This window comes from Curtobacterium sp. ME-Dv--P-122a, from assembly GCF_030209645.1.
GTDB lineage: Bacteria > Actinomycetota > Actinomycetes > Actinomycetales > Microbacteriaceae > Curtobacterium > Curtobacterium flaccumfaciens.
Genome location: NZ_JARVRO010000006.1, coordinates 1 through 21,876, shown reverse-complemented (window position 1 = coordinate 21,876; position 21,876 = coordinate 1). Strand labels below are relative to the sequence as shown.

Genomic DNA, 21,876 nt, shown 5'->3' with positions numbered 1-21,876 from the left:
GGTCCGCCGGGGTCACGCCCGCTGGCGGTTGAGCACCGGGCGGGCGAAGAGCCCGATCAGCCAGGCGAAGACCGCGAGCACGAAGGCGCCGACGATGCCCCAGCCGAAGGAGTCGACCTCGAGCCCGAAGCCGAACGCCTCCGAGATGCCCGCGACGATGAGCAGCAGGATCGCGTTCACGACGAACGAGATGAGCCCGAGCGTGAGGATGTAGAGCGGGAACGCCACGATCCGGATGAGCGTGCCGATCACCGCGTTCACGAGACCGAACACGAACGCCACGAGCAGGAAGGTGAGGACGGTCGCAGTGGTCCCGCCGTCACCGAACGGCGTCACGGAGACGCCGCTGACGATGAGCGTGGTGAGCCAGAGCGCGAGGGCGTTGACGACGAGGCGGACGAGGAATCGCATGCGCCCATGATGCCCTCGTTCCCCTCGTGGGTGCCGTGGGCCTGCCGGTAGCCTGGACCCGTGAGCGAGCAGCGTGTGCACATCCGGCCCGAGGTGGCCGTCCTCCCCGCGTACAAGCAGGGGCGACAGGCGTCCGACTCCGCCTTCAAGCTGTCGAGCAACGAGAACCCGTTCCCGCCGCTCCCCGGGGTCGTCGAGGCCGTGCAGGCCCAGACCTCGTACAACCGCTACCCCGACGCCACCGCCCTCGCCCTGCGCGCCGTGCTGGCCAACCGCTTCGGGCTGACCGCCGAGCAGGTGCACGTCGCCCCGGGCAGCGTCGCGATCCTGCACGAGCTCGCCCGCGCGACCTCCGGCCCTGGTGACGAGATCGTCTACGCCTGGCGCTCGTTCGAGGCGTACCCCGGGGTCGTCACGGTCGCCGGCGCCACGAGCGTGCAGGTGCCGAACCGTGCGGACGGCGGGCACGACCTCGACGCGATGGCCGCGGCCGTCACCGAGCGCACCCGCATGGTGCTCGTCTGCTCGCCGAACAACCCGACGGGGCCGATCGTGACCGCCGCGGAGTTCGACGCGTTCATGGCCGCGGTGCCGCAGTCGGTGCTGGTCGTGCTCGACGAGGCATACGCCGAGTTCGTGACCGACGAAGCCGCCGTGCACGGCCACCCGCTGCTCGCCGTGCACCCCAACCTCGTGGTCCTCCGCACCTTCTCGAAGGCGTACGGGCTCGCCGGCCTCCGGGTGGGCTACGCGCTCGGTCCGGACTACGTGCTCGACGCCGTCCGCGCCTGCGCCATCCCGCTCTCCGTGACCGCCCAGGGCCAGGCGGCGGCGCTCGCCAGCCTGGAACGCGAGGCCGAGCTGCTCGAGCGCGTGACCGAGATCGCCACCCTGCGCGACCGGATCGTCGTCGAGCTCCGGGCACAGGGCTGGGACGTCCCCGACGCCCAGGGCAACTTCCTCTGGCTGCCGACGGGCGAGCGGACGGCGACCGCGGCGGCCGCGTTCGAGGACGCCGGCATCATCGTCCGGGCCTTCCCGCCAGAGGGCATCCGCATCTCGATCGGCGAGCACGAAGCTGTGGAAACGCTCCTCCAAACAGCCCGCTCACTTGTGGGGGACCTCCAGGTGGCCGACTAGTGCCTGGCGCTACGCTGGCCCGCATGTCATTCCGCGCCGCGGCTCCCGCGACGACCACCGTCCGGCTCCTCGACCCCGAGGGTCGGTTCGTGGAGACCGACGAGAACGCCGAGTTCGCCGCCGCCGCGCGGGCGATCCCCGACGAGACCCTGCTGGCGATGCACCGCCGCATGGTGCTCACCCGTCGGTTCGACCACGCCGGCCACAACCTCCAGCGCACCGGCCAGCTCGGCCTGTGGGTGCCCAGCCACGGGCAAGAGGCGGCACAGACCGGCTCGGCCTTCGCCCTGCGCGCCCAGGACCACGTGTTCCCGTCCTACCGCGAGCACGCCGTCACGATGCACCGCGGCGTCGAGCCGATGGAGATCATCGCGATGTACCGCGGGCAGACCCACGGCGGGTGGGACCCGGACCAGCGCGGCAACACGCACATCTCCACCCTGGTGATCGGCTCGCAGACCCTGCACGCCACCGGGTACGCGCTCGGCCAGAAGCTCGACGGCGACGTCGGCACGGGCGACCCGGACCGCGATGCCTGCTCGATCGTCTACTTCGGCGACGGCGCCACCAGCCAGGGCGACGTGAACGAGGCCTTCGTGTTCTCCGCGTCGACCAAGGCGCCGGTCGTGTTCTTCCTGCAGAACAACCACTGGGCCATCTCGGTGCCGGTGTCGGTGCAGTCCCCGACGCCGCTCGTCGACCGCCCGCGCGGCTTCGGGATCCCGAGTGTCCTGATCGACGGCAACGACATCCTCGCGTCCTACACGGCGTCGGTCGTCGCGACCGAGCACGCCCGCAGCGGCCAGGGCCCGGCCTTCATCGAGGCCGACACCTACCGCATCGGTGCGCACACCAGCTCCGACGACCCGAGCCGGTACCGCGCCGACGGCGAGCTCGAGGAGTGGGTCCTGCGCGACCCGATCGTCCGGTCCGAGGCGTACCTGCGCTCGAAGGGTGCGACGGACGAGCAGTTCGCCGCGTTCGACGAAGAGGGCGAGGACATCGCCGCCGACGTCCGACGCCGCACCGTCGCCCTGACCGCACCGTCCGTCGACGTCATGTTCGACAACGTGTACCGCGAACCGCACCCGCGGATCACCGAGCAGAAGGCCTGGCTCGCCCAGTACGAGGCCGGCTTCGAAGGGGGCGCCCACGCATGAGCACCACCGAGCAGCTCTTCGACTACACCCTGCGCTCCCACCCGGGCGCCGGCGAGGTCCCGAGCGACCCCACCCCGACCCTGCCGATGGCCAAGGCCCTGAACGCCGGGCTCGCCGCGGCCATGGAAGCGGACGACAAGGTCCTGCTGATGGGCGAGGACATCGGCCAGTTGGGCGGCGTCTTCCGCATCACCGAGGGCCTGCAGGACCGCTTCGGCGCCGAGCGCGTGCGGGACACCCCGCTCGCCGAGGCCGGCATCATCGGAACCGCGATCGGCCTCGCCCTGCGCGGCTACCGCCCGGTCGTCGAGATCCAGTTCGACGGCTTCGTGTGGCCCGGCTTCGACCAGATCACCTCGCAGCTCGCGAAGATGGCGAACCGCCTGCCGGCACACATGTCGCTGCCCGTCGTCATCCGCATCCCCTACGGCGGCCACATCGGCGCCGTGGAGCACCACCAGGAGTCCCCCGAGGCGTACTTCGCGCACACCCCGGGCCTGCGGGTCGTCAGCCCGAGCACGCCGAACGACGCCTACTGGATGATCCAGGAGGCCATCGCGTCGAAGGACCCGGTGGTCTTCCTCGAGCCGAAGTCCCGCTACTGGCCCAAGGGCCAGGTGGACCTCGTCGACGGCCACGTCCCGATGCACACCACCCGCGTCGCCCGCACCGGCACCGAGGTCACCCTGGTCGGGCACGGCGCCATGGTCGCCACCCTGATGCAGGCGGCGGACATCGCCGAGGCCGAGGGCACCAGCTGCGAGGTCATCGACCTCCGCTCGATCTCGCCGATCGACTGGGAGCCGCTGCTCGCCTCCGTCCGCAAGACCGGTCGCCTGGTCATCGCACAAGAGGCCTCCGGCTTCGTCAGCGTCGGCAGCGAGATCGCCGCGACCGTCGCCGAGCGGGCGTTCTACACGATGCAGGCACCGCCGCTCCGGGTCTCCGGCTTCGACGTGCCGTTCCCGGTCTCGAAGCTCGAGCACCTGCACCTGCCGGATGCCGACCGCATCCTCGAGGCCGTCGACCGCGCCCTCGCCTACTGACCCGTCCGACCGAGCACGACCAGATCCGCGAAGGAGCCGTAGTGGCCGCCGCCGAATTCCCCCTGCCCGACGTGGGTGAAGGTCTCACCGAGGCCGAGATCGTGCAGTGGCGCGTCGCGATCGGGGACGAGATCGCCGTCGACCAGGTGCTCGTCGAGATCGAGACCGCGAAGTCGCTCGTCGAGCTGCCGTCGCCGTTCGCCGGCACCGTCACGGGTCTGCTCGTGTCCGAGGGGGACACGGTCGAGGTCGGCAAGCCGATCATCCGTGTCGACTCGGACGCCTCGGTCGCCTCCGGTGCGGCCCTCACGCCGCCTGCGGAACAGCCTGTCGAGCAGCCTGGAGGCGCGGCGCCCGTCGCCCAGACCGCCCCGGTCTCGCCCATGATCGCGTCCACCCCTCCGACCGCTGCCGCCCCGTCGGCTCCGGTCGCGCAGACCCCTCCCGCTCCGGCGGCGGTGCCGGCACGCGCCGCTGCCCCCGCACCGGCAGCACCTGCCCCTGCCGCCGCGCCGGCGGCGCCGGTCCAGCCGGTCGCGGTCGACGCGACCGTCCAGGGCACGGACGAGTCCTCCGGTGCCGTCCTCGTCGGCTACGGCTCGGCGACCTCGTCGCCCTCCCGTCGCAAGCCGGGCGCCCGCCGGGCCGCAGCGCTCGCGGCCGAGGCGAGCCGCGCCTCCAGTGTGGACACCGCCGCGGCGGCCGAAGCCTCCGTCGACCCGGGCGAGGAGAGCACCGCCGAGGCGATCAGCGCCCTCGGGACGGGCTCCGCGCACAAGCAGAGCACCGCGACCAACGTGCTGGCGAAGCCGCCGATCCGGAAGCTCGCGAAGGACCTCGGCGTCGAACTGACCGAGATCGTCGCGACCGGTCTGGCCGGCGAGGTCACCCGCGACGACGTCATCCGGCACGCGAAGCAGGCCAGCGTCTTCCGGAACATCGAGACGCCCGAATGGGGCGAGGTCCGCAGCGAGACGATCCCGGTCAAGGGCGTCCGCAAGGCCATCGCGACCGCGATGACCACGTCCGCGTTCACGGCACCGCACGTGTCGCTGTTCGTCGACGTCGACGCGACCCACACGATGGAGTTCGTCAAGCGGCTCAAGGCCTCGCCGACGTTCGCCGGCGTCAAGGTCTCGCCGCTGCTCATCGTCGCGAAGGCCGTCATCTGGGCCGTCCGCCGGAACCGTTCGGTGAACTCGACCTGGACCGACCGCGAGATCATCGTCCACCACTTCGTGAACCTCGGCATCGCCGCGGCGACCCCGCGCGGGCTCATCGTGCCGAACATCAAGGACGCGCAGGACATGTCGCTGCTCGAGCTGGCGCAGGCACTCGAGGAACTCACCCTGACCGCCCGCGACGGCAAGACCACGCCGAAGCAGATGGCGAACGGCACGGTGTCGATCACGAACATCGGCGTGTTCGGCATGGACACCGGGACCCCGATCCTCAACCCGGGCGAGGTCGCGATCGTCGCCATGGGCACGATCAAGCCGAAGCCGTGGGTCGTCGACGGCGAGGTCCGCTCGCGCATGGTGACCACCATCGGTGCGTCGTTCGACCACCGGGTCGTCGACGGTGACGTGGCGTCCCGCTTCGTGCACGACGTCGCCTCGGTGCTCGAGGAGCCCGCGCTCCTGCTCGACTAGCGTCGGTCGTTCGGTCGTTCCGCTTCGTGAGCAGAAATGGTCGGGTGGCTTCGAGCCACTCGACCATTGCTGCTCACCATCTGCGGGCTTCCGCAAACGTCGCGTGGTGTTCACACGGATGTCGGGGGTCGGCGGCATGATCGGTGCATGGTCCACCAGCTCCTGACCCCCTCGCAGGAGATCCGAACGGATCGCCTCCTGCTCACCCCGCTGACCCCGGCTGACATCGACGACGTGCACGCGCTCTTCTCGGACGCCCGCACGTGGCAGCACCTGCCCACGGGTCGGCACGTGGCGCGGAGTTCGAGCGTGGACATGGTGCAGCGCAAGATCGGCGGGCGTGCACGCCACGGCCTCGGATCCTGGGCGATCCGCAGCGCCTCCGACCACGCCTTCGTCGGTGTGGGCGGGGTCGACATGACCGCCGGCGGGGTCTGGAACCTCGGCTACCGCCTGGCGCCCGCGGCATGGGGGCAGGGCTTCGCGTCCGAGATCGCCCTCGCTGCCGTCCGTGCCGCCGCCGACACCGCTCCGGACGTCCCGGTGACCGGCCGGGTCCTCACGAACAACCCTGCTTCTGCAGCCGTGCTGCGTCGTGCGGGGCTGTCGCTGGTGTGGCAGGGGGCTCCCGCCCCGCAGAACCGCGCCGCCGCCGGCGTCGAGGGGCAGGTCTGGACGGATCGGCTGCTCTCCGACGAGCAGTTCGCCTGGCTCGTCGCCAACGCCTGAACACCCGCTCCGTTCGTTCGTCGCCGCGCACGTTGGTCTTCCCGGCCTGACTCGCTACTGTGATGGGAACTGGTCATGTCCGCGCATGACCACCGCCCAGGACCAGCAACGGAGCACGAGGGACGCATGACGAGCCGCATCACCGAGGGTGCCGAACCGAAGCACCAGCAGCTGCGGCGCATCCTGCTCGACCTCGTCACCACGCGACTGGCTCCCGGTGCCGCGATCCCGTCCGAACGCCAGCTCATCGCCGAGTACGGCGTCTCGCGGATCACCGTGCGTGAAGCCCTCGGGCAGCTGGTCAACGAGGGCTACCTGGAGCGCGTCCGCGGCAAGGGCACCTTCGTGGCACACCGGCCCGTGCAGTCGACGCTGCACCTCGCCTCGTTCACCGAGGAGATGCGGGCGATGGGGCACGAGCCGACGACGGTCGTGCTCGTGCGCGAGGAGCGGGTACCGCCGGCCGACACCGCCGCTGCCCTGCGGATCGACCCGGACGTGCCGGCCTTCCACGTGAAGCGCCTGCGGATGGCCGATGGTGCCCCGGTGTCGATCGACGACGCCTGGCTCGTGGCCGACGCGTTCCCGGGCCTGCTCGACCACGACCTGTCCGGGTCGGTGTACTCGATCATCGCCACGGAGTACGGCACCCCGATCGACCGCGCACAGCAGACCGTCGCGGCGAACCCGGCGGCCGACGACGTCGCGACGCTGCTCGGGACGAAGACCGGAGCGCCGGTGCTCGAGTTCGACCGGGTGTCGTACGCGGGGGAACGCCCCGTGGAGCACACCCGCAGCTGGTACCGCTCGGACCGCTACCGGGTGCAGATGGAGGTCACGGCGACCCCCGCGGTCGCGTAGTCCGCCCGACAACGCGAAAGCGACTGTGTGCCGCGGGTGTTCCGCAGTACACAGTCGCTCTCGAAGGGGGAAGTGGCCCTAGACCTCGAAGAGGGTGTCGCCGTCGAGCACCGTGGTGCCGACCGTCCCCTGGTCGACGCTGTCCGGCGTCGAACCGAGCACCACGACCGGGCAGATCGGCGAGTACCCGGCGGCCGAGATGACCGACGGGGTGAACCGGACGACGGGGTCACCGGCGGTGACGGTGTCGCCCTCGGTCGCGAGGAGCTCGAAGCCCTCGCCGGAGAGCTTCACGGTGTCGATGCCGACGTGCACCAGGACGTCGGTGCCCGCGGCACCCTGCAGGGCGAACGCGTGCGGGTGCAGCTTGACGATGGTGCCGTCGACCGGGGCCACCGCGGTGATCGCACCCTCGACGCCCGTCGGGTCGACCGCGACGCCCGCGCCGACCAGCTGCCCGGCGAACACCGGGTCGGGCACGTCGGCGAGGGTGACGACCGGGCCGCCGAACGGGGTGCGGACGACGGTCACAGTTCGTCCTGGATGTCCTGGGCGAGGTTGTCGGCGACCGTGCCGACGATGACCTGCCAGCCGGTGCCGCCTCCGACGACGGCCTGGGCTCCGGCTGCCTGCAGGGCGGCCTTGTCGACCAGGTCCCCGTCCTCGACCTCGACGCGGAGGCGCGTGATGCAGCCCTCGACCTCTTCGATGTTCTCGGCACCGCCGAGTGCGGCGATGATGTCGGCTGCCTTGATGTCGGCCATCGTTTCCTCCTCGTTAAGGGTTTGCGTCGCAGGTTGACACCGGACCGCTCTCGGATCAGACTACGGAACTGGTCATGACCGGACAGGACCGGACCTGGCGACACCGCCGAGGTTACCTGCGCTGGCTGCACGACTCAACTCACCCCGACAGCTCCACCCAATGACGAGAGGACCTCCGATGAGCGCCACCACTGCCACGGATGTGCCGGAGAAGAAGAAGCCGAAGAAGCAGTCACGGCTGTTCGCGCAGGCCCAGCGCCTCGGACGGAGCCTGCTCCTGCCGATCGCGGTCATGCCTGCAGCGGGCATCCTGCTCCGACTCGGCCAGTCCGACATGCTCGGTGCGATCCCGGGCTTCGAACAGGGCGCGACGATCGTCGCAGCCGCGGGCAACGGTGTCTTCACCTGGCTCCCGCTGCTGTTCGCGGTCGGCATCGCGATCGGGTGGGCCAAGAAGTCGGACGGCACCACCGCGCTCGCGGCCGTCGTCGGGTACATGGTCATGTACCAGGTGTTCGCCGCCATGTCCCCGATCGTCCTCGCCGGGGTGAAGGACGCGAACGGTGACCAGGCGACGATCAACTTCGGCGTGCTCGGTGGCATCGTGATGGGGCTCGTCTCCGCGGTCATGTGGGAGAAGTTCCACCGCACGAAGATGCCCGACTTCCTCGGGTTCTTCTCGGGCCGTCGCCTCGTCCCCATCCTCACCGCGGTCGCGGGTCTCGTCATCGCCGTCGCGATGTCGTTCGTGTACCGCTACTTCGACATCGCGCTGACGGCAGCCGGCACCGCCGTCGCCGACAACGCCGTGATCGGCGGCGGCATCTTCGGCTTCGTGAACCGCATGCTCATCCCGATCGGACTGCACCAGCTGCTCAACTTCTTCCCGTGGTTCCAGCTGGGCAGCTTCACCGGTGCCGACGGCGTGACCTACCACGGTGACATCGCCCGGTTCCTCGCTGGCGACCCGACCGCCGGCATCTTCCAGACCGGCTTCTTCCCGATCATGATGTTCGCGCTGCCCGCCGGTGCCCTGGCGATCTGGCGCAACGCCAAGCCGCAGAACCGCAAGCTCGTCGGCGGCATCATGATCTCCGCCGCACTGACCTCGTTCGTCACGGGCATCACCGAGCCGCTCGAGTACTCGTTCATGTTCGTCGCGTTCCCGCTCTACGTGATCCACGCGGTGCTCACGGGCACCTCGCTGGCGCTGGTGAACGCCCTCGGGATCCACGACGGCTTCTCGTTCTCGGCCGGTGCGATCGACTACGTGCTGAACTTCGGCAAGGCGGACGGAGCGATCTGGCTCATCCCGATCGGCCTCGGCTACGCGGTCGTGTACTACTTCCTGTTCAGTTTCGTGATCAAGAAGTGGAACCTCCGCACGCCCGGGCGTGAAGAGGACACGATCGCCGAGAACACGATCGACGCGGCCACCAAGCCGTAGACGCGCGTTCCGACGGACGGGAGGCCCGGTGCCAGCTGGCACCGGGCCTCCCGTCCGTCTCCCGGTCGCGCTGAGAGCCCTCATAGCGGTTTTGACAATCGTTATCAGTAGGCGTTAGCGTCGTGCCATGCACAACCGCCTCCTCGCCCTCCCGCTCGTCGCCGGCGCCGCCGCGCTCGCCCTGACCGGGTGCGCCACCTCGTCCGCCTCGGGGGAGGCCAGCAGCAGTGACGGCACGATCAACGTCGTCGCCTCCACCAACGTCTACGGCTCGATCGTCAAGACCATCGGTGGCGACGCCGTCACCGTGACGAGCATCCTGAGCGACCCGTCGCAGGACCCGCACTCGTTCGAGTCGAGCGCCCGCACACAGCTCTCCGTGTCCAAGGCCGACCTGCTCATCGAGAACGGTGGCGGCTACGACGACTTCATGACGACGCTCGCGAACGCCTCGGACACCAAGGCGGACACCATCAACGTCGTGAAGCTCTCCGGCCTCGACAAGGGCGGCAGCGCCGAGTTCAACGAGCACGTCTTCTACAGCTACCCGACGATGGTGAAGCTGGTCGAGGCGGTCACGAAGGACCTCAGCGCGCTCGACGAGAGCGGCAAGGACGCCTTCGAGAAGAACGCCGCAACGCTCACCACCAAGCTCGAGGACCTCGAGTCCCAGACCGACGCCGTCAAGAAGCAGGACTCCGGCGACAAGGTGGCGTACACCGAGCCGGTGCCGGGGTACCTGTTCGACGCGATGGGGCTCGAGAACGAGACCCCGCCGGCCTTCTCAGAGGCCATCGAGGAAGGCGACGACGTCCCGCCGGCGGCCCTCCGCGACACCCTCGCGCTGTTCACCGGCAAGCGCGTGCAGCTGCTCGCCTACAACAACCAGGCGTCGAGCCCCGAGACCGAGCAGGTCCAGAAGGCGGCCGAGCAGAACGACATCCCCGTCGTCGGTGTCACGGAGACGCTCCCCAAGGGGCAGGATTACGTCTCGTGGCAGCAGGCGAACATCGACGCGGTGAAGGCAGCGCTCCAGAAGTGACGACCTCGACCGCAGCAGCGGCGACCCACGGCCCGGCGACCACCACGGTGGACGACCGGGCTGCGGCTCGTCCGGTCCTCGCGCTCCGCGACGCCGGCTTGTCCTACGGCGCCCGGAAGCTCTGGGCAGGCCTCGACCTCGACCTCGCGCCGGGGGAGTTCGTCGCGGTCCTCGGCCCGAACGGCGCCGGCAAGACCTCACTGCTCCGAACCGTCCTCGGGCAGCAGCGACTGACGAGCGGCACGATGTCGTTCCTCGGGCAGCCGGTGCACCGCGGCCACCGGAAGATCGGCTACATCCCGCAGCAGCGCCTGATGGAGGCGGGGACGCCCCTGCGCGCGCGGGACATGATCGCCCAGGGCGTGACCGGGCACCGGTGGGGGATCCGACGGGCCTCGAAGGCCGACCGGATGCGCATCGACCGGGTCCTCGACGAGGTCGGCGCCACCGCCTTCGCGGACGCCCCCGTCGCCGAGCTCTCCGGCGGTGAGCAGCAGCGCACCCGCGTCGGGCAGGCCATCGCCGCCGACCCCGCCCTGCTGCTGTGCGACGAACCCCTCATCTCGCTCGACCTGCGGCACCAGCGCGGGATCACCGAGCTCATCGACCGCGAGCGCCGGCAGCGCGAGGCCGCCGTGCTGTTCGTGACGCACGACGTGAACCCGATCCTCGACGTGGTCGACCGGGTCCTCTACATCGCCGGCGGTCGGTTCCGGATCGGTTCACCGGACGAGGTCCTGTGTGCCGACGTGCTCAGCGACCTGTACGGCACGCCCGTCGACGTCGTCCGCACCATGGGACGCATCGTCATCGTCGGGGCCAACGAGGCCCACGAGCACCACCCGGGCGAGGTCGACCCGCACGCCGACCAGCCCGACGAAGGGCGGATCTGATGGACCTGCTGTCGACCGTCTTCTCGTTCCAGGACTACGGCGAGCTCCTCGTGCTCGTGCAGAACTCGATCTGGGCCGGCGCGGTGCTCGGCATCGTCGGCGGGCTCATCGGCCCGTTCGTCGTCGCCCGGAACATGCCGTTCGCCGTGCACGGCATCTCGGAGCTCTCGTTCGCCGGGGCCAGTGCCTCGCTGCTGCTCGGGGTGAACGTGGTGTCCGGATCGCTCGTCGGGTCGGTCATCGCCGCCCTGCTCATCGGTCTCCTCGGGTCGCGTGCCCGGGAACGCAACTCGATCATCGCCGTCCTGATGCCGTTCGGGCTCGGGCTCGGCATCCTCTGCCTGGCGCTCTACAAGGGCCGGGCCGCCAACAAGTTCGGGTTGCTCACCGGGCAGATCGTCTCGGTCGACAACCCGCAGCTGACGTTCCTGATCGTGGTCGCCGCGATCGTCGTGGCGACGCTGCTCGTCATCTGGCGCCCGCTGATGTTCGCCTCGGTCGACCCCGACGTGGCTGCGGCCGCGGGGATCCCGGTGCGGACCCTCGCGATCGTGTTCATGCTCGTGCTCGGACTGGCCACCGCCGTGTCGGTGCAGATCGTCGGAGCGTTGCTCGTGCTCTCCCTGCTGGTCACCCCGGCGGCCGCGGCCCTGCGGCTCAGCTCCCATCCGGTCGTCGTGCCGGTGCTGTCGACGGTGTTCGCGGTGACGTCGGTCGTCGGCGGCATCCTGCTCGCACTGGGCGGCGGCCTGCCGATCAGCCCGTACGTGACGACCATCTCGTTCGCGATCTGGGTGGTCTGCCGGATCATCGGGTCGCGACGCGACAAGCGGGGACGCAACCGCGTCGCCGGCCGGAGCCAGCGTGGCGGGGGCGAGCCGGGCCTCCAGGCAGGGACGACGTCGACAGCCGGTCGGAAGGAAGAGGTGTCAGCATGAACGCCGTGCAGAAGACCAAGCGGAACACGTGGCAGCGCGAAGCGGTGCGCGGAGCCCTCGACTCGACCGACGGGTTCGTCAGTGCGCAGGCGCTGCACCAGCACCTGCGGGACGAGGGCTCGACCATCGGCCTGGCCACCGTCTACCGGGCGCTCGCCGACCTGGCCACCGAGGGTGACGCCGACTCGCTGCAGCAGGACGGCGAATCGCTGTACCGGGCGTGCACGACGGACGCGCACCACCACCACCTGATCTGCCGGAACTGCGGCAGGACCGTCGAGATCGAGGCGGACCCGGTGGAGCAGTGGGCGCAGGACGTCGCCGCCGCCAACGGGTTCACCAACGCCAGTCACGTCGTCGACATCTTCGGCGAGTGCGCCGTCTGCACGGCAGCCCGCACGACGGACTCCACCGGCGAGTAACCTGCCCCGCATGCACGTCATCCTGGTCCCCGGGTTCTGGCTCGACGCGAGCGCGTGGGACGACGCCGCCCCGGTGCTCCGGGAAGCCGGGCACTCGGTGCAGGCCGTCACGCGCGACGGCGACACGCTCGACGAGCAGGTCGCCGCGCTGGTCGCGATCCTGGACGACGTCGCGTCCGCCGACGAACCCGTCGTGCTCGCCGGACACTCGGGTGCCGGGCCGATCGCGTACATGGCCGCCGACCAGCGCCCGTCGCTCGTCGCGCACCTGCTCTACGTCGACACGTTCCCGGGGCCGGAAGGCGGGTGCGTCAACGACGAACTGCCCGTGGTCGACGGGGTCGTACCGCTGCCGTCGTGGGACATCTGGGAACCCGCCACCGTCCGGGGCATGACGCCCGAGGTCCGGCAGGACGTCGAGCACCGGGCGATCCCCGAGCCGGCCTCGGTGCCGTCGGACCGGTTCCACTACGCCGACGCGGCACGGCACACGATCCCCGCGACGATCATCACCTGCGAGATCCCCGCCGCCGAGCTGCTGGCGATGGTGGCGGACCACCAGGCCTGGGCGGCCGAGCTCGTCGCGACCGAGGAACTCTCCATCGTCGGGCTCGAGACCGGCCACTGGCCGATGTTCACGGCGCCGCAGCAGCTCGGGGAGCTGATGGTGCAGGCGCTTGCGCCCAAGCCGACGCAGGCGCCGTAGGCGCGCAGCGCCGGGCGCGCGGCCTCGAGCACGCGTCGCCGTCGCCGTCGAGTGCGCAGAAGACGTCGGGTCCGCCTCCGGTACCCGGTGTTTTCTGCACGCTCGAACGCCGTGGGGGGCGACCAACGAGGCCACGTGAGCGGCCCCGTCCGGCCGCCACGGGCCTCCAGGCCTGGAGGCGCGGCTTGCGACACGCCCGGTCCTCGCGTAACGTGGACCCCTGGTTCTCCGCGTCCGCGCGGCGGACCCGTTGTTCCAAGCCCTCCGACCGTCGCGAACGCCGCGGTCGCGCGGTGTCCGGCTCTCCTTCGACAGGCGATGCGGACCTGGGCGGTGCGCACAACCCCCTCGCACGGCCACCCCGGTGGCACTGCGCGTGTGCACCAGGCAAGTGAACTTGGGTGCGGCCGTCCGGTCGCACGGTACTCAGGAGGAAACCATGGCAGCAGTGTGCCAGGTGACCGGCGCCGTTCCCGGCTTCGGTCACAACATCTCGCACTCGCACCGCCGGACGAAGCGTCGCTTCGACCCGAACGTGCAGAAGAAGACGTACTACGTGCCCTCGCTTCGTCGTAACGTCACGCTCACGCTCAGCGCGAAGGGCATCAAGGTGATCGACGCACGTGGCATCGAGTCCGTCGTCAAGGATCTCCTCGCCCGTGGGGAGAAGATCTGATGGCGAAAAAGGGTCAGGACATCCGTCCGATCATCAAGCTCCGCTCGACGGCGGGCACCGGGTTCACCTACGTGACCAAGAAGAACCGTCGGAACAACCCCGACCGACTCGTGCTCAAGAAGTACGACCCGGTGATCCGCAAGCACGTCGACTTCCGTGAGGAGCGCTAAGCATGGCGAAGAAGAGCAAGATCGCGAAGAACAACCAGCGTGCCGTCATCATCGCGCGCTACGCCGAGCGTCGTCTCGAGCTGAAGAAGGCCCTCGTGGACCCGAACGGCACCGACGAGTCGCGTGAGGCCGCCCGCGTGGGCCTGCAGAAGCTGCCCCGCGACGCATCGCCCATCCGCTACCGCAACCGCGACGCCATCGACGGCCGCCCCCGTGGCCACCTCGGTGAGTTCGGCATCAGCCGTGTCCGTTTCCGTGACATGGCCCACCGCGGCGAGCTCCCCGGCATCACGAAGAGCTCCTGGTAAGCACTCGCAGTACACGACGCCCCGTCACCTCCTGGTGGCGGGGCGTTCGCTGTGTACGGGGTACACGCGAGCCGTCATTCGTCACATCTGCCCCTCCAGCACCCCCTCGGAGCCCCGACAACCCCGGAAATCCGGGCGAGTCGGCGGTTTTCACCCCCGGCGGCTGGTAGGTTCAACTCCGGTTCCGCCGGGCCCTCGGCCCACTGGCACCGTGGCACGGGGCACCCGCTCCGGGCGCCGGACGACACGTGCGTCCGACCGATACTGCAAGAAGTCCGAGGAGGACATCCATGGCTGACAAGTCACTGAACCGCACCGAGCTCGTCGCTGCCGTCGCCGCTGAGTCCGGCCAGAGCCAGGCCACCGTCAACGGCGTCGTCGACGCGCTCTTCAGCGTCGTCTCGTCGTCCGTCGCCGACGGCACGAAGGTCACGATCCCCGGTTGGATCGCCTTCGAGAAGACGCACCGCGCCGCCCGCACCGGCCGCAACCCGCAGACGGGTGACGCCATCGAGATCGCCGCGAGCGACTCGGTCAAGGTCAGCGCCGGCTCGAAGCTCAAGGCTGCGGTCAAGTAAGACTGTTCCGCGCATCGGGAGGGACGGCTTCGGCCGTCCCTTTCGTCGTTCCCGGGGCGCGTGCGTGCGCGTGCACGCGTGCGTGCGCCCGGTGCGCATGTCCTGCCTGGAGGCCCGTGCCGGTTTGCACAGATCGGCCGCCCCGTCCGTCGGCCGGGTGGGCACCGCCTAGGCTTGACGGGTGAATCGGATCGCGCGCATCGCCGGTCCCGCCGTGCTCCTGCTCGTCGGGTTCGTGGCGCTGCTCACGGCGCTCGTCATCGGTGGGGGCGCGAACCCCGCACTGATCGCCGACCCGGGGCCCGTCGTCCGCTTCGGGCTGCCGATCGCCCGGCTCGTCGTCGACCTGTCCGCGGCCACCACGATCGGTGGGCTCGCGCTGGCGACCGTCGGCCTCTCGCGCTCCGGCCCCGAGTGGAACCGCGCGATCGACGTCGCCGCCGGGGCCAGTGGTGTCTGGACGGTCGCGTCGGCCGTCGCCACGTTCTGCACGTTCCTCAGCGTCGCCGGTTCGCGCATCAGCATCGACGAGCAGTTCGGGCAGTCGATGGGGGTCTTCCTCACCGGCACCGAGCTCGGGCTCGCCTGGCTCGTGACCGTCCTCGTCGCCGCGGCCGTCACGGTGCTGTGTTTCGCCGTCCGTTCGCGGGGCATGGTCGCCCTGACCGCCGGCGTCTCGATGATCGGTCTCATCCCGCTCGCGCAACAGGGCCACGCCGCCGGCACCGCCAGCCACGACGCCGCCGTGACCGCACTGGGGCTGCACCTGGTCGGTGCGGCGCTGTGGGTCGGTGGGCTCGTCATGCTCGTGCTGCTGCGCGGGGTGCTGCCCGGCGACCGGCTGGCCGTGGTCGTGGCCCGGTACTCGAGCATCGCCCTCGGCTGCTTCGTGCTCGTCGCCGTCTCGGGCACCGCGTCTGCGCAGATCCGAGTCGGGGCGCTGTCGAACCTGTTCACCCCGTACGGCACGCTCGTCCTGGTGAAGATCGGCGCGATCGTGGCCATCGGGGTCCTCGGCGCGGTGCAGCGCCGTCGGGCAATCCGTGCGCTGACCACCTCGCCCGGTCGGCAGCGGCCCTTCTGGACCCTCATCGTCGTCGAGCTCGCGGTGATGGGTGTGGCGTCGGGGTTCGCCGCGGCGCTCGGACGGACCGCCACCCCGGTCGACCAGATCGCCCTGAGCAAGACCACCGACCCGAGCCCGGCGGAGCTCCTGACCGACGACCTGCTGCCGCACGCGCCCGGTGCGTGGGGCTGGCTGACCCAGTGGAACATCGACCTGTTCTGGCTGATGGCCGCCGTGCTGCTCGCCGCGACGTACGTGGCCGGCGTCGTGCGACTGCGTCGGAACGGCGTGCGGTGGCCGGCGCGACGCTCGATCGCCGCGGCCCTGGCGATCGTGTCCCTGGTGGTCGCGACCTCGGGCTCGCTCCACCAGTACGACCGGTTCCTCGTCTCGGCGAACGTCGGTGCCCACGTGCTGCTCGGCCTGGTGGTCCCCGCCCTGGTGTGGGCGGCGGCACCGGTCGCCCTGATCCGCGCCGCCGTGCACCCTCGGAACGACGACAGCACGGGTGTGCGTGAGTGGACGGACGTCATCGTCGAGCACCCCTCCGTGCGGTACCTGGCCCAGCCGTTCCCCGCGTTCCTGCTCGCGGCGGCCCTGTGGTGGGCCTTCTTCGCCACCGACGCCGTGCGGTGGTCGGTGAGCGACCCCACCGGTCGTACCGTCAGCGACGCCGTGTTCCTGCTGGTCGGGCTGCTGGCCGTCCCGACGCTCTGCACCCCGATCCCCGCCGGGCACCGTCGTCCGACCACTGCGGCCGCCGTCGTCCGGATCGTCGGGGCGGTGGTGATCGCGGCGGGCACGGTCTCGCTCGGCATCGCGATGCGCGGCCCGCTCGGGCTGCTGCAGGCCTCGTGGTTCGGTGCGATGGGCCGGACGTGGGGACCGGATCCGCTCGTCGACCAGGCCCGAGCCGGGCTCGTGCTGATCGTCGCCGGGGTGCTGCTCCTGGTGACGGTGGTCGTGGTGGTGCTCGTACGGCTGCGGCGTGACGGGGGAGACCCGGTCGACGCCGTTGACGCAGTTGCTGCCGGCGACGCAGCTGCCGGTCCCTCCGCTGCCGCTGAGCCCGCTGCCCGGGTTGACCAGGACGACCTGGACTTCGACGACGGCAGCGACGACCTCGAACCCTCGCCCGGGGCGGACGCCCGATGAGCATCGAGCTGAGCGACGAACAGAGCGCCGTCTTCGAGTACATCGAGCACACCCGTGACCACGTGTTCATCACCGGCCGGGCCGGCACGGGCAAGTCCACGCTGCTCAACCACCTGTCGTGGAACACCGAGAAGCAGGTCGTCATCTGCGCCCCGACGGGGGTCGCCGCGCTCAACGTCGGCGGCCAGACGATCCACTCCCTGTTCCGGCTGCCGATCGGACTCATCGCCGACGCCGAGCTGCGGCAGGGCCCGGACACCCGCAAGCTCCTCAACACGATCGACACCCTGGTCATCGACGAGGTCTCGATGGTCAACGCCGACCTGCTCGACGGCATGGACCGGTCGCTCCGCAAGGCCCGCGGTCGGCAGTTCGAGCCGTTCGGGGGTGTGCAGGTCGTGATGTTCGGCGACCCGTACCAGCTGCCCCCGGTGCCTGGCGACGCCGACGAGCGCGCCTACTTCACCGACCACTACCGGTCGATGTGGTTCTTCGACGCCAAGGTGTGGCTCGAGGCCGAGCTCAACATCATCGAGCTCGCCACGGTGCACCGACAGCGCGACGACGCCTTCGCAGCGATGCTCACCGCCGTCCGGCACGGCCGGGTCACCGCGGACATCGCCGAGCAGCTGAACACCGCGGGGGCCCGCCCGGCCCCGGACGACGCCATCACCCTGGCGACCCGCAACGACACGGTCGCCCGGATCAACAAGGCTGCCCTCGAGCGGCTGCCCGGCAAGGTGAAGACCGCCAAGGCCGACGTGAACGGCGACTTCGGTGGACGGAACTTCCCGGCCGACGAAGCCCTCGAGCTGAAGCCCGGTGCGCACGTGATGTTCCTGCGCAACGACGCCGACCAGCGCTGGGTGAACGGCACCCTGGGCATCGTGACGGCCATCCGCGACACGGTGTGGGTCGACGTCGACGGTGAGTCGTTCGAGGTCCAGCCATCGGTGTGGGAGAAGTTCAAGTACTCGTACGACGCGGACAAGAAGGAACTCAAGAAGGACACCGTCGGGGAGTTCCAGCAGTTCCCGCTCCGGCTCGCCTGGGCCGTGACCATCCACAAGTCGCAGGGCAGCACCTACGACCGGGCCGTGGTCGACCTCGGCAACCGGGTGTTCAGCGCGGGTCAGACGTACGTGGCGCTGTCGCGGCTGACCTCGCTCGAGGGGCTGTTCCTCACCCGGCCGCTCCGGCCGCAGGACATCATCGTCGACCTGGACGTCCGACGCTTCATGTCCGAGGCGCCCCGCATCGTCGCCACCGAGCTCGAGGCCCCGAAGCAGCAGCCCGACGCCGACTCCGACGCCGACTGACGCGCCCGACTGGCCGTCCGGTCCGCTTCGGCCTCACGCCGCCGAGCACGCGCGCCTGCCTGCCCGGTCGCACACCGCCGAGCGGTCACGACTCCCCGTCGGTCCTGCGCCGAGTGGTCACTCGTCGTCGCTTGGACACTCCGCATCCGACAGTTCGTGACCGGCCGGCGGACCTGAGTGGGGAGTCGTGACCGGACGACACCCCCGCCGGACCACCCCGCCGCCCCGCCCCCGCACACACGACGACGCCCGCCTGCCGGAGCGGCAGACGGGCGTCGGGAGTGCGGCCGAGCGGGTGCGTCAGGCGCGCGCTGCACGCAGTGCGCGGAGGTTCTCCTTGTCGGCACCGAGCGCGGTGAGCAGCAGGAGCACACCGACGATCGCGTGGAACACGTTGTCCGTGGTGTTCAGCGCGAAGACGTTGGCCGAGCTGTCGACGAAGACGAAGCCGTACACCGCGAAGAGGACGAGCAGGGCGCCGACGAGCAGGTTCCCGTTGCGCGAACCGACGGTGTTGCCGAGGCCGGTGATGAGCAGGACCGCGGCGAGCAGCACCCACACCAGGCAGAGCGCCGGGTTGACGCCGAACGCGTTCCACAGCATGCCGCCCTGGCGGTTGAAGAAGCCCGGGTCGCCGTCGGCGGCGAAGAAGAAGCCCAGGACGCCCCAGAGTGCGAGGACGCCGCCGGCCGTGAGTGCGAGACCCCGGTTCGGCGAGGCGATGATGCCCGGTTCCTTGATGGCCACTTCGGTTTCCTCCTCGTACACTGCCGACGCGACGTGCGTCGGTCCCGCGTGGTGCGACGGCCCGGCGGGGATCACCGATCCCCTCGTGTCAGCGCGCAGTGCACGGCCGACGGGGGTGCGGTTCCCAGCCTCCGGCCGGTGCTCCAACGGTATCGTGTCGGACCCCGACCGACCCAATCGCAGCGCCGCCGCCAGTCGTGCGACGAGCCCGACGACGACCACTCCGAGGAGGACCAGCCCGGTGACCTTGACACCCGAGCGCAGTGCATCCGAGTCGCGCGGACCGTGGGTCTCGCGGCGGGTGCGGTGGGCTGCGCTGGCGGCTCTGGGGTTCGTGATCGTGCCTCTCGTCTACGGGGTCGCGGTGCTGACCCCGGTCGGTCAGAAAGCGGAGGACGCCGCGCTCGGCGGGGTCCGGGAGTCCGACCTGTTCAGCTCGGACACTGCGCTCAACGTCATCTCGGTGCCGGTGATCCTGTTGCTCGTCGTCGTGATCGTCGCCGTGGCGTTCGCCAGACGGCGGCTCTCGGTGGGACTCGGCGCGGGGGTCGTGGTGCTCGCGTCGGCGGCCACCTCGACGCTCGTCAAGCGTATCGCCGTGCGCCCTGAGATCGCTCAGTCGACGACGCCGAACTCGTTCCCGTCCGGGCACGCGACGATCGCACTGGCGGCGCTGTTCGCGGTCCTGATGGTCACGCCTCGTCGGTTCCGCCCGCTGGTGACCATCGTCGGCGTCGGGTACGCGGTCTTCGTGGCGAACCAGACCGTGGTCTACGGCTGGCACCGGGTCAGCGACATCATCGGCGCCTGCGCGATCGCGGTGTTCTGGCTCGGGATCGTCCGCGCGGTCGGACCCCGGGTCGACCGCGGGCTCCGGGGCGACCGTGACGGTCGGCGCGGGCCGCGGCGGGTGGTGAGTGTCGTGCTCCTCGTCGCGACCGGGCTCACGCTGGTGATCGGTGTCGCGGCGCTCGTGGTCGGCCTGACCGGTGACGGCGCGTACGACCACGCCGCGATCCTGGTGGCGGGGCGGTTGGCGTCCAGCGCGAGCGTCCTGGCGGTCGTGACGACGGTGTGGTTCCTCGACGGGATGCACCACGCCGCGCGCACCGACCCGGCCACGCTGCCGACCACCCGCTGACCCGGCCACGTTGCCAGCCGCCCGCTGACCCGGGGAGCCGAACCGGGCCTCCAGGCCGCCCGACTGACGGGCGCGAGCCTGGCGGGAATGCCACGCCGTGCGCTACGTTGTACCGAGCAAGTCGATGCAAACGCATCGATATCGCGAAAGGCGGCGCATCATGCAGTTCGGCATCTTCACGGTCAGTGACGTCACGACCGACCCCACGACCGGCACCACGCCGGACGACACCCAGCGCGTCCGCGACATCCTGACGATCGCCGAGCACGCCGACCAGGCCGGGCTCGATGTCTTCGCGACCGGCGAGCACCACAACCCGCCGTTCGTGGCCTCGTCGCCGACCACGCTGCTCGCCTACCTGGCGGCGAGGACGAAGGACATCACCCTGTCCACGTCGACGACCCTGATCACCACGAACGACCCGGTGCGCATCGCCGAGGAGTACGCGATGCTCCAGGTCGTGTCCGACGGCCGCATGGACCTCATGATGGGCCGCGGCAACACCGGCCCCGTCTACCCGTGGTTCGGGCAGGACATCCGCCAGGGCGTCAACCTGGCGATCGAGAACTACGCGCTCGTCCGCCAGCTGTGGGAGAACGACGTCGTCAACTGGCAGGGCAAGTTCCGCACGCCGCTGCAGGGCTTCACCTCGACCCCGCGTCCGCTCGACGGTGTCCCGCCGTTCGTCTGGCACGGCTCGATCCGCACGCCGGAGATCGCCGAGCAGGCCGCCTACTACGGTGACGGCTTCTTCCACAACAACATCTTCTGGCCGATCCAGCACACCGAGCAGATGGTCGGCCTGTACCGCCAGCGCTTCGAGCACTACGGCCACGGCCGCGCCGACCAGGCGATCGTCGGGCTCGGCGGGCAGTTCTTCGCGCGGAAGAACTCGCAGGACGCGATCAACGAGTTCCGGCCCTACTTCGACAACGCTCCGGTCTACGGTCACGGCCCCTCGATGGAGGACTTCACCGCCCAGACCCCGCTCACCGTCGGTTCGCCGCAGCAGGTCATCGACCGGTACGCCGCGATGAAGGACCACGTCGGCCACTACCAGCGCCAGCTGTTCCTCATCGACCACGCCGGCCTGCCGCTCATGACGGTGCTCGAGCAGATCGACATCCTGGCCACGGACATCGTGCCGGAGCTGCGCAAGCTCAACGACGAGGGGCGCCCGGCCGACGTGCCGTCGGACCCGCCGTCGCACGCGGCACGCGCCGCTGCTGCGATGGCGGCCGGCACGGTCGGCAGCGACCACGTCGCCGCCGAGGACGAGTGGACGGGCGCGTCCGTCTGACGCTCGCAGCGCTCGCTTCGTGAGCAGGAGCGGTCGGGTCCCGCGAGGTGACCCGACCATTGCTGCTCACCATGCGCGGTGGGCGCGACCCCAAATCGGACGGGAGGTGGGCCCCATCCGCCGGTTCCGGCGTGACGCGCCAGCGGCACGACGGCCGTGCCGGGAGGGACGGTGCCAGCTGGCACCGGGCCTCCCGTCCGTCTCG

24 protein-coding genes are annotated in these 21,876 nt (G+C 70.5%); 20 read left to right on the top strand and 4 right to left on the bottom strand.

All coding sequences use genetic code 11. From position 1 onward, the window contains the following. Window positions 1-12: 12 nt before the first annotated feature. Complete coding sequence (locus QRN49_RS04835) at window positions 13-411, bottom strand: phage holin family protein (RefSeq protein ID WP_071404898.1); 399 nt, start codon at window positions 409-411, stop codon at window positions 13-15. Between the two features lie 60 nt (window positions 412-471). Between QRN49_RS04835 and QRN49_RS04830 the strand changes: the two genes are divergently transcribed. The 6 genes from QRN49_RS04830 to QRN49_RS04805 all read left to right on the top strand — a co-directional run bounded on the left by QRN49_RS04830 (window position 472) and on the right by QRN49_RS04805 (window position 6,999). Further along, the gene (locus QRN49_RS04830; RefSeq protein WP_284754114.1) at window positions 472-1,551 is read left to right on the top strand and encodes a histidinol-phosphate transaminase; all 1,080 of its coding nucleotides are present in this window, start codon (window positions 472-474) and stop codon (window positions 1,549-1,551) included. Between the two features lie 23 nt (window positions 1,552-1,574). Continuing rightward, a complete protein-coding gene (locus QRN49_RS04825; RefSeq protein WP_071404900.1) occupies window positions 1,575-2,711 on the top strand; it encodes a thiamine pyrophosphate-dependent dehydrogenase E1 component subunit alpha in 1,137 nt (378 codons plus the stop codon). Window positions 2,712-2,797: 86 nt separating this feature from the next. Then, window positions 2,798-3,757, top strand: a complete 960-nt coding sequence (locus tag QRN49_RS04820) for an alpha-ketoacid dehydrogenase subunit beta (protein WP_110864996.1) — start codon at window positions 2,798-2,800, stop codon at window positions 3,755-3,757. A 41-nt stretch (window positions 3,758-3,798) separates the two neighbouring features. After that, window positions 3,799-5,409 carry a dihydrolipoamide acetyltransferase family protein gene (locus QRN49_RS04815; RefSeq protein WP_284754112.1) on the top strand — a complete coding sequence of 537 codons (1,611 nt, stop codon included), beginning with the start codon at window positions 3,799-3,801 and terminating at the stop codon, window positions 5,407-5,409. Window positions 5,410-5,556: 147 nt separating this feature from the next. After that, window positions 5,557-6,138 (top strand): GNAT family N-acetyltransferase, encoded by a 582-nt coding sequence (locus QRN49_RS04810; RefSeq protein WP_284754110.1) that lies wholly within the window; start codon window positions 5,557-5,559, stop codon window positions 6,136-6,138. Window positions 6,139-6,264: 126 nt separating this feature from the next. Next, on the top strand, window positions 6,265-6,999 hold the full coding sequence (locus QRN49_RS04805) for a GntR family transcriptional regulator (protein WP_017886466.1): 735 nt from the start codon (window positions 6,265-6,267) through the stop codon (window positions 6,997-6,999). A gap of 78 nt (window positions 7,000-7,077) precedes the next feature. Here the strand turns inward: QRN49_RS04805 and QRN49_RS04800 are convergent, their stop codons facing one another. Together QRN49_RS04800 and QRN49_RS04795 are read right to left on the bottom strand one after the other, a co-directional pair. Beyond that, window positions 7,078-7,530 carry a PTS sugar transporter subunit IIA gene (locus QRN49_RS04800; RefSeq protein WP_284754108.1) on the bottom strand — a complete coding sequence of 151 codons (453 nt, stop codon included), beginning with the start codon at window positions 7,528-7,530 and terminating at the stop codon, window positions 7,078-7,080. Next, window positions 7,527-7,763 carry a PTS sugar transporter subunit IIB gene (locus QRN49_RS04795; RefSeq protein ID WP_017886464.1) on the bottom strand — a complete coding sequence of 79 codons (237 nt, stop codon included), beginning with the start codon at window positions 7,761-7,763 and terminating at the stop codon, window positions 7,527-7,529. The genes QRN49_RS04800 and QRN49_RS04795 overlap by 4 nt, the downstream gene beginning before the upstream one ends. Before the next feature lie 178 nt (window positions 7,764-7,941). Between QRN49_RS04795 and QRN49_RS04790 the strand changes: the two genes are divergently transcribed. The 12 genes from QRN49_RS04790 (at window position 7,942) to QRN49_RS04735 (ending at window position 18,483) form a co-directional block, all read left to right on the top strand. After that, window positions 7,942-9,210: a PTS transporter subunit EIIC gene (locus QRN49_RS04790; RefSeq protein WP_152377274.1), complete on the top strand. Its 1,269-nt coding sequence runs from the start codon at window positions 7,942-7,944 to the stop codon at window positions 9,208-9,210. Window positions 9,211-9,337: 127 nt separating this feature from the next. Continuing rightward, window positions 9,338-10,252, top strand: coding sequence for a metal ABC transporter solute-binding protein, Zn/Mn family (locus tag QRN49_RS04785; protein WP_111024690.1), 915 nt, complete (start codon window positions 9,338-9,340; stop codon window positions 10,250-10,252). Between the two features lie 47 nt (window positions 10,253-10,299). Continuing rightward, the gene (locus QRN49_RS04780) at window positions 10,300-11,145 is read left to right on the top strand and encodes a metal ABC transporter ATP-binding protein (protein WP_284755146.1); all 846 of its coding nucleotides are present in this window, start codon (window positions 10,300-10,302) and stop codon (window positions 11,143-11,145) included. Next, window positions 11,145-12,083 carry a metal ABC transporter permease gene (locus QRN49_RS04775; protein ID WP_071404908.1) on the top strand — a complete coding sequence of 313 codons (939 nt, stop codon included), beginning with the start codon at window positions 11,145-11,147 and terminating at the stop codon, window positions 12,081-12,083. Before QRN49_RS04780 ends, QRN49_RS04775 begins: the two co-directional genes overlap by 1 nt. Next, entirely contained in the window at window positions 12,080-12,505 is a 426-nt protein-coding gene (locus tag QRN49_RS04770; protein WP_284754103.1) for a Fur family transcriptional regulator, read from the top strand. The genes QRN49_RS04775 and QRN49_RS04770 overlap by 4 nt, the downstream gene beginning before the upstream one ends. Window positions 12,506-12,515: 10 nt before the next feature. Next, complete coding sequence (locus QRN49_RS04765) at window positions 12,516-13,211, top strand: alpha/beta fold hydrolase (RefSeq protein ID WP_284754101.1); 696 nt, start codon at window positions 12,516-12,518, stop codon at window positions 13,209-13,211. A gap of 439 nt (window positions 13,212-13,650) precedes the next feature. Next, window positions 13,651-13,887 carry a 50S ribosomal protein L28 gene (gene rpmB, locus QRN49_RS04760; RefSeq protein ID WP_027464952.1) on the top strand — a complete coding sequence of 79 codons (237 nt, stop codon included), beginning with the start codon at window positions 13,651-13,653 and terminating at the stop codon, window positions 13,885-13,887. Continuing rightward, a complete protein-coding gene (gene rpmG / locus QRN49_RS04755) occupies window positions 13,887-14,057 on the top strand; it encodes a 50S ribosomal protein L33 (RefSeq protein ID WP_017886456.1) in 171 nt (56 codons plus the stop codon). Before rpmB ends, rpmG begins: the two co-directional genes overlap by 1 nt. A gap of 2 nt (window positions 14,058-14,059) precedes the next feature. Beyond that, window positions 14,060-14,365 (top strand): 30S ribosomal protein S14, encoded by a 306-nt coding sequence (gene rpsN / locus QRN49_RS04750; protein ID WP_017886455.1) that lies wholly within the window; start codon window positions 14,060-14,062, stop codon window positions 14,363-14,365. 290 nt (window positions 14,366-14,655) lie between these two features. Beyond that, window positions 14,656-14,943, top strand: coding sequence for an HU family DNA-binding protein (locus tag QRN49_RS04745; protein WP_017886454.1), 288 nt, complete (start codon window positions 14,656-14,658; stop codon window positions 14,941-14,943). A gap of 181 nt (window positions 14,944-15,124) precedes the next feature. Further along, a complete protein-coding gene (locus QRN49_RS04740; protein ID WP_284754069.1) occupies window positions 15,125-17,164 on the top strand; it encodes a bifunctional copper resistance protein CopD/cytochrome c oxidase assembly protein in 2,040 nt (679 codons plus the stop codon). After that, entirely contained in the window at window positions 17,161-18,483 is a 1,323-nt protein-coding gene (locus QRN49_RS04735) for an ATP-dependent DNA helicase (RefSeq protein ID WP_284754068.1), read from the top strand. The genes QRN49_RS04740 and QRN49_RS04735 overlap by 4 nt, the downstream gene beginning before the upstream one ends. A gap of 300 nt (window positions 18,484-18,783) precedes the next feature. Here the strand turns inward: QRN49_RS04735 and QRN49_RS04730 are convergent, their stop codons facing one another. Beyond that, entirely contained in the window at window positions 18,784-19,230 is a 447-nt protein-coding gene (locus QRN49_RS04730; protein ID WP_284754066.1) for a DUF4383 domain-containing protein, read from the bottom strand. Between the two features lie 241 nt (window positions 19,231-19,471). Between QRN49_RS04730 and QRN49_RS04725 the strand changes: the two genes are divergently transcribed. Together QRN49_RS04725 and QRN49_RS04720 are read left to right on the top strand one after the other, a co-directional pair. Continuing rightward, entirely contained in the window at window positions 19,472-20,371 is a 900-nt protein-coding gene (locus QRN49_RS04725) for a phosphatase PAP2 family protein (RefSeq protein ID WP_284754064.1), read from the top strand. A gap of 160 nt (window positions 20,372-20,531) precedes the next feature. Next, on the top strand, window positions 20,532-21,671 hold the full coding sequence (locus tag QRN49_RS04720) for a CE1758 family FMN-dependent luciferase-like monooxygenase (protein ID WP_284754063.1): 1,140 nt from the start codon (window positions 20,532-20,534) through the stop codon (window positions 21,669-21,671). Window positions 21,672-21,876: the final 205 nt, after the last annotated feature.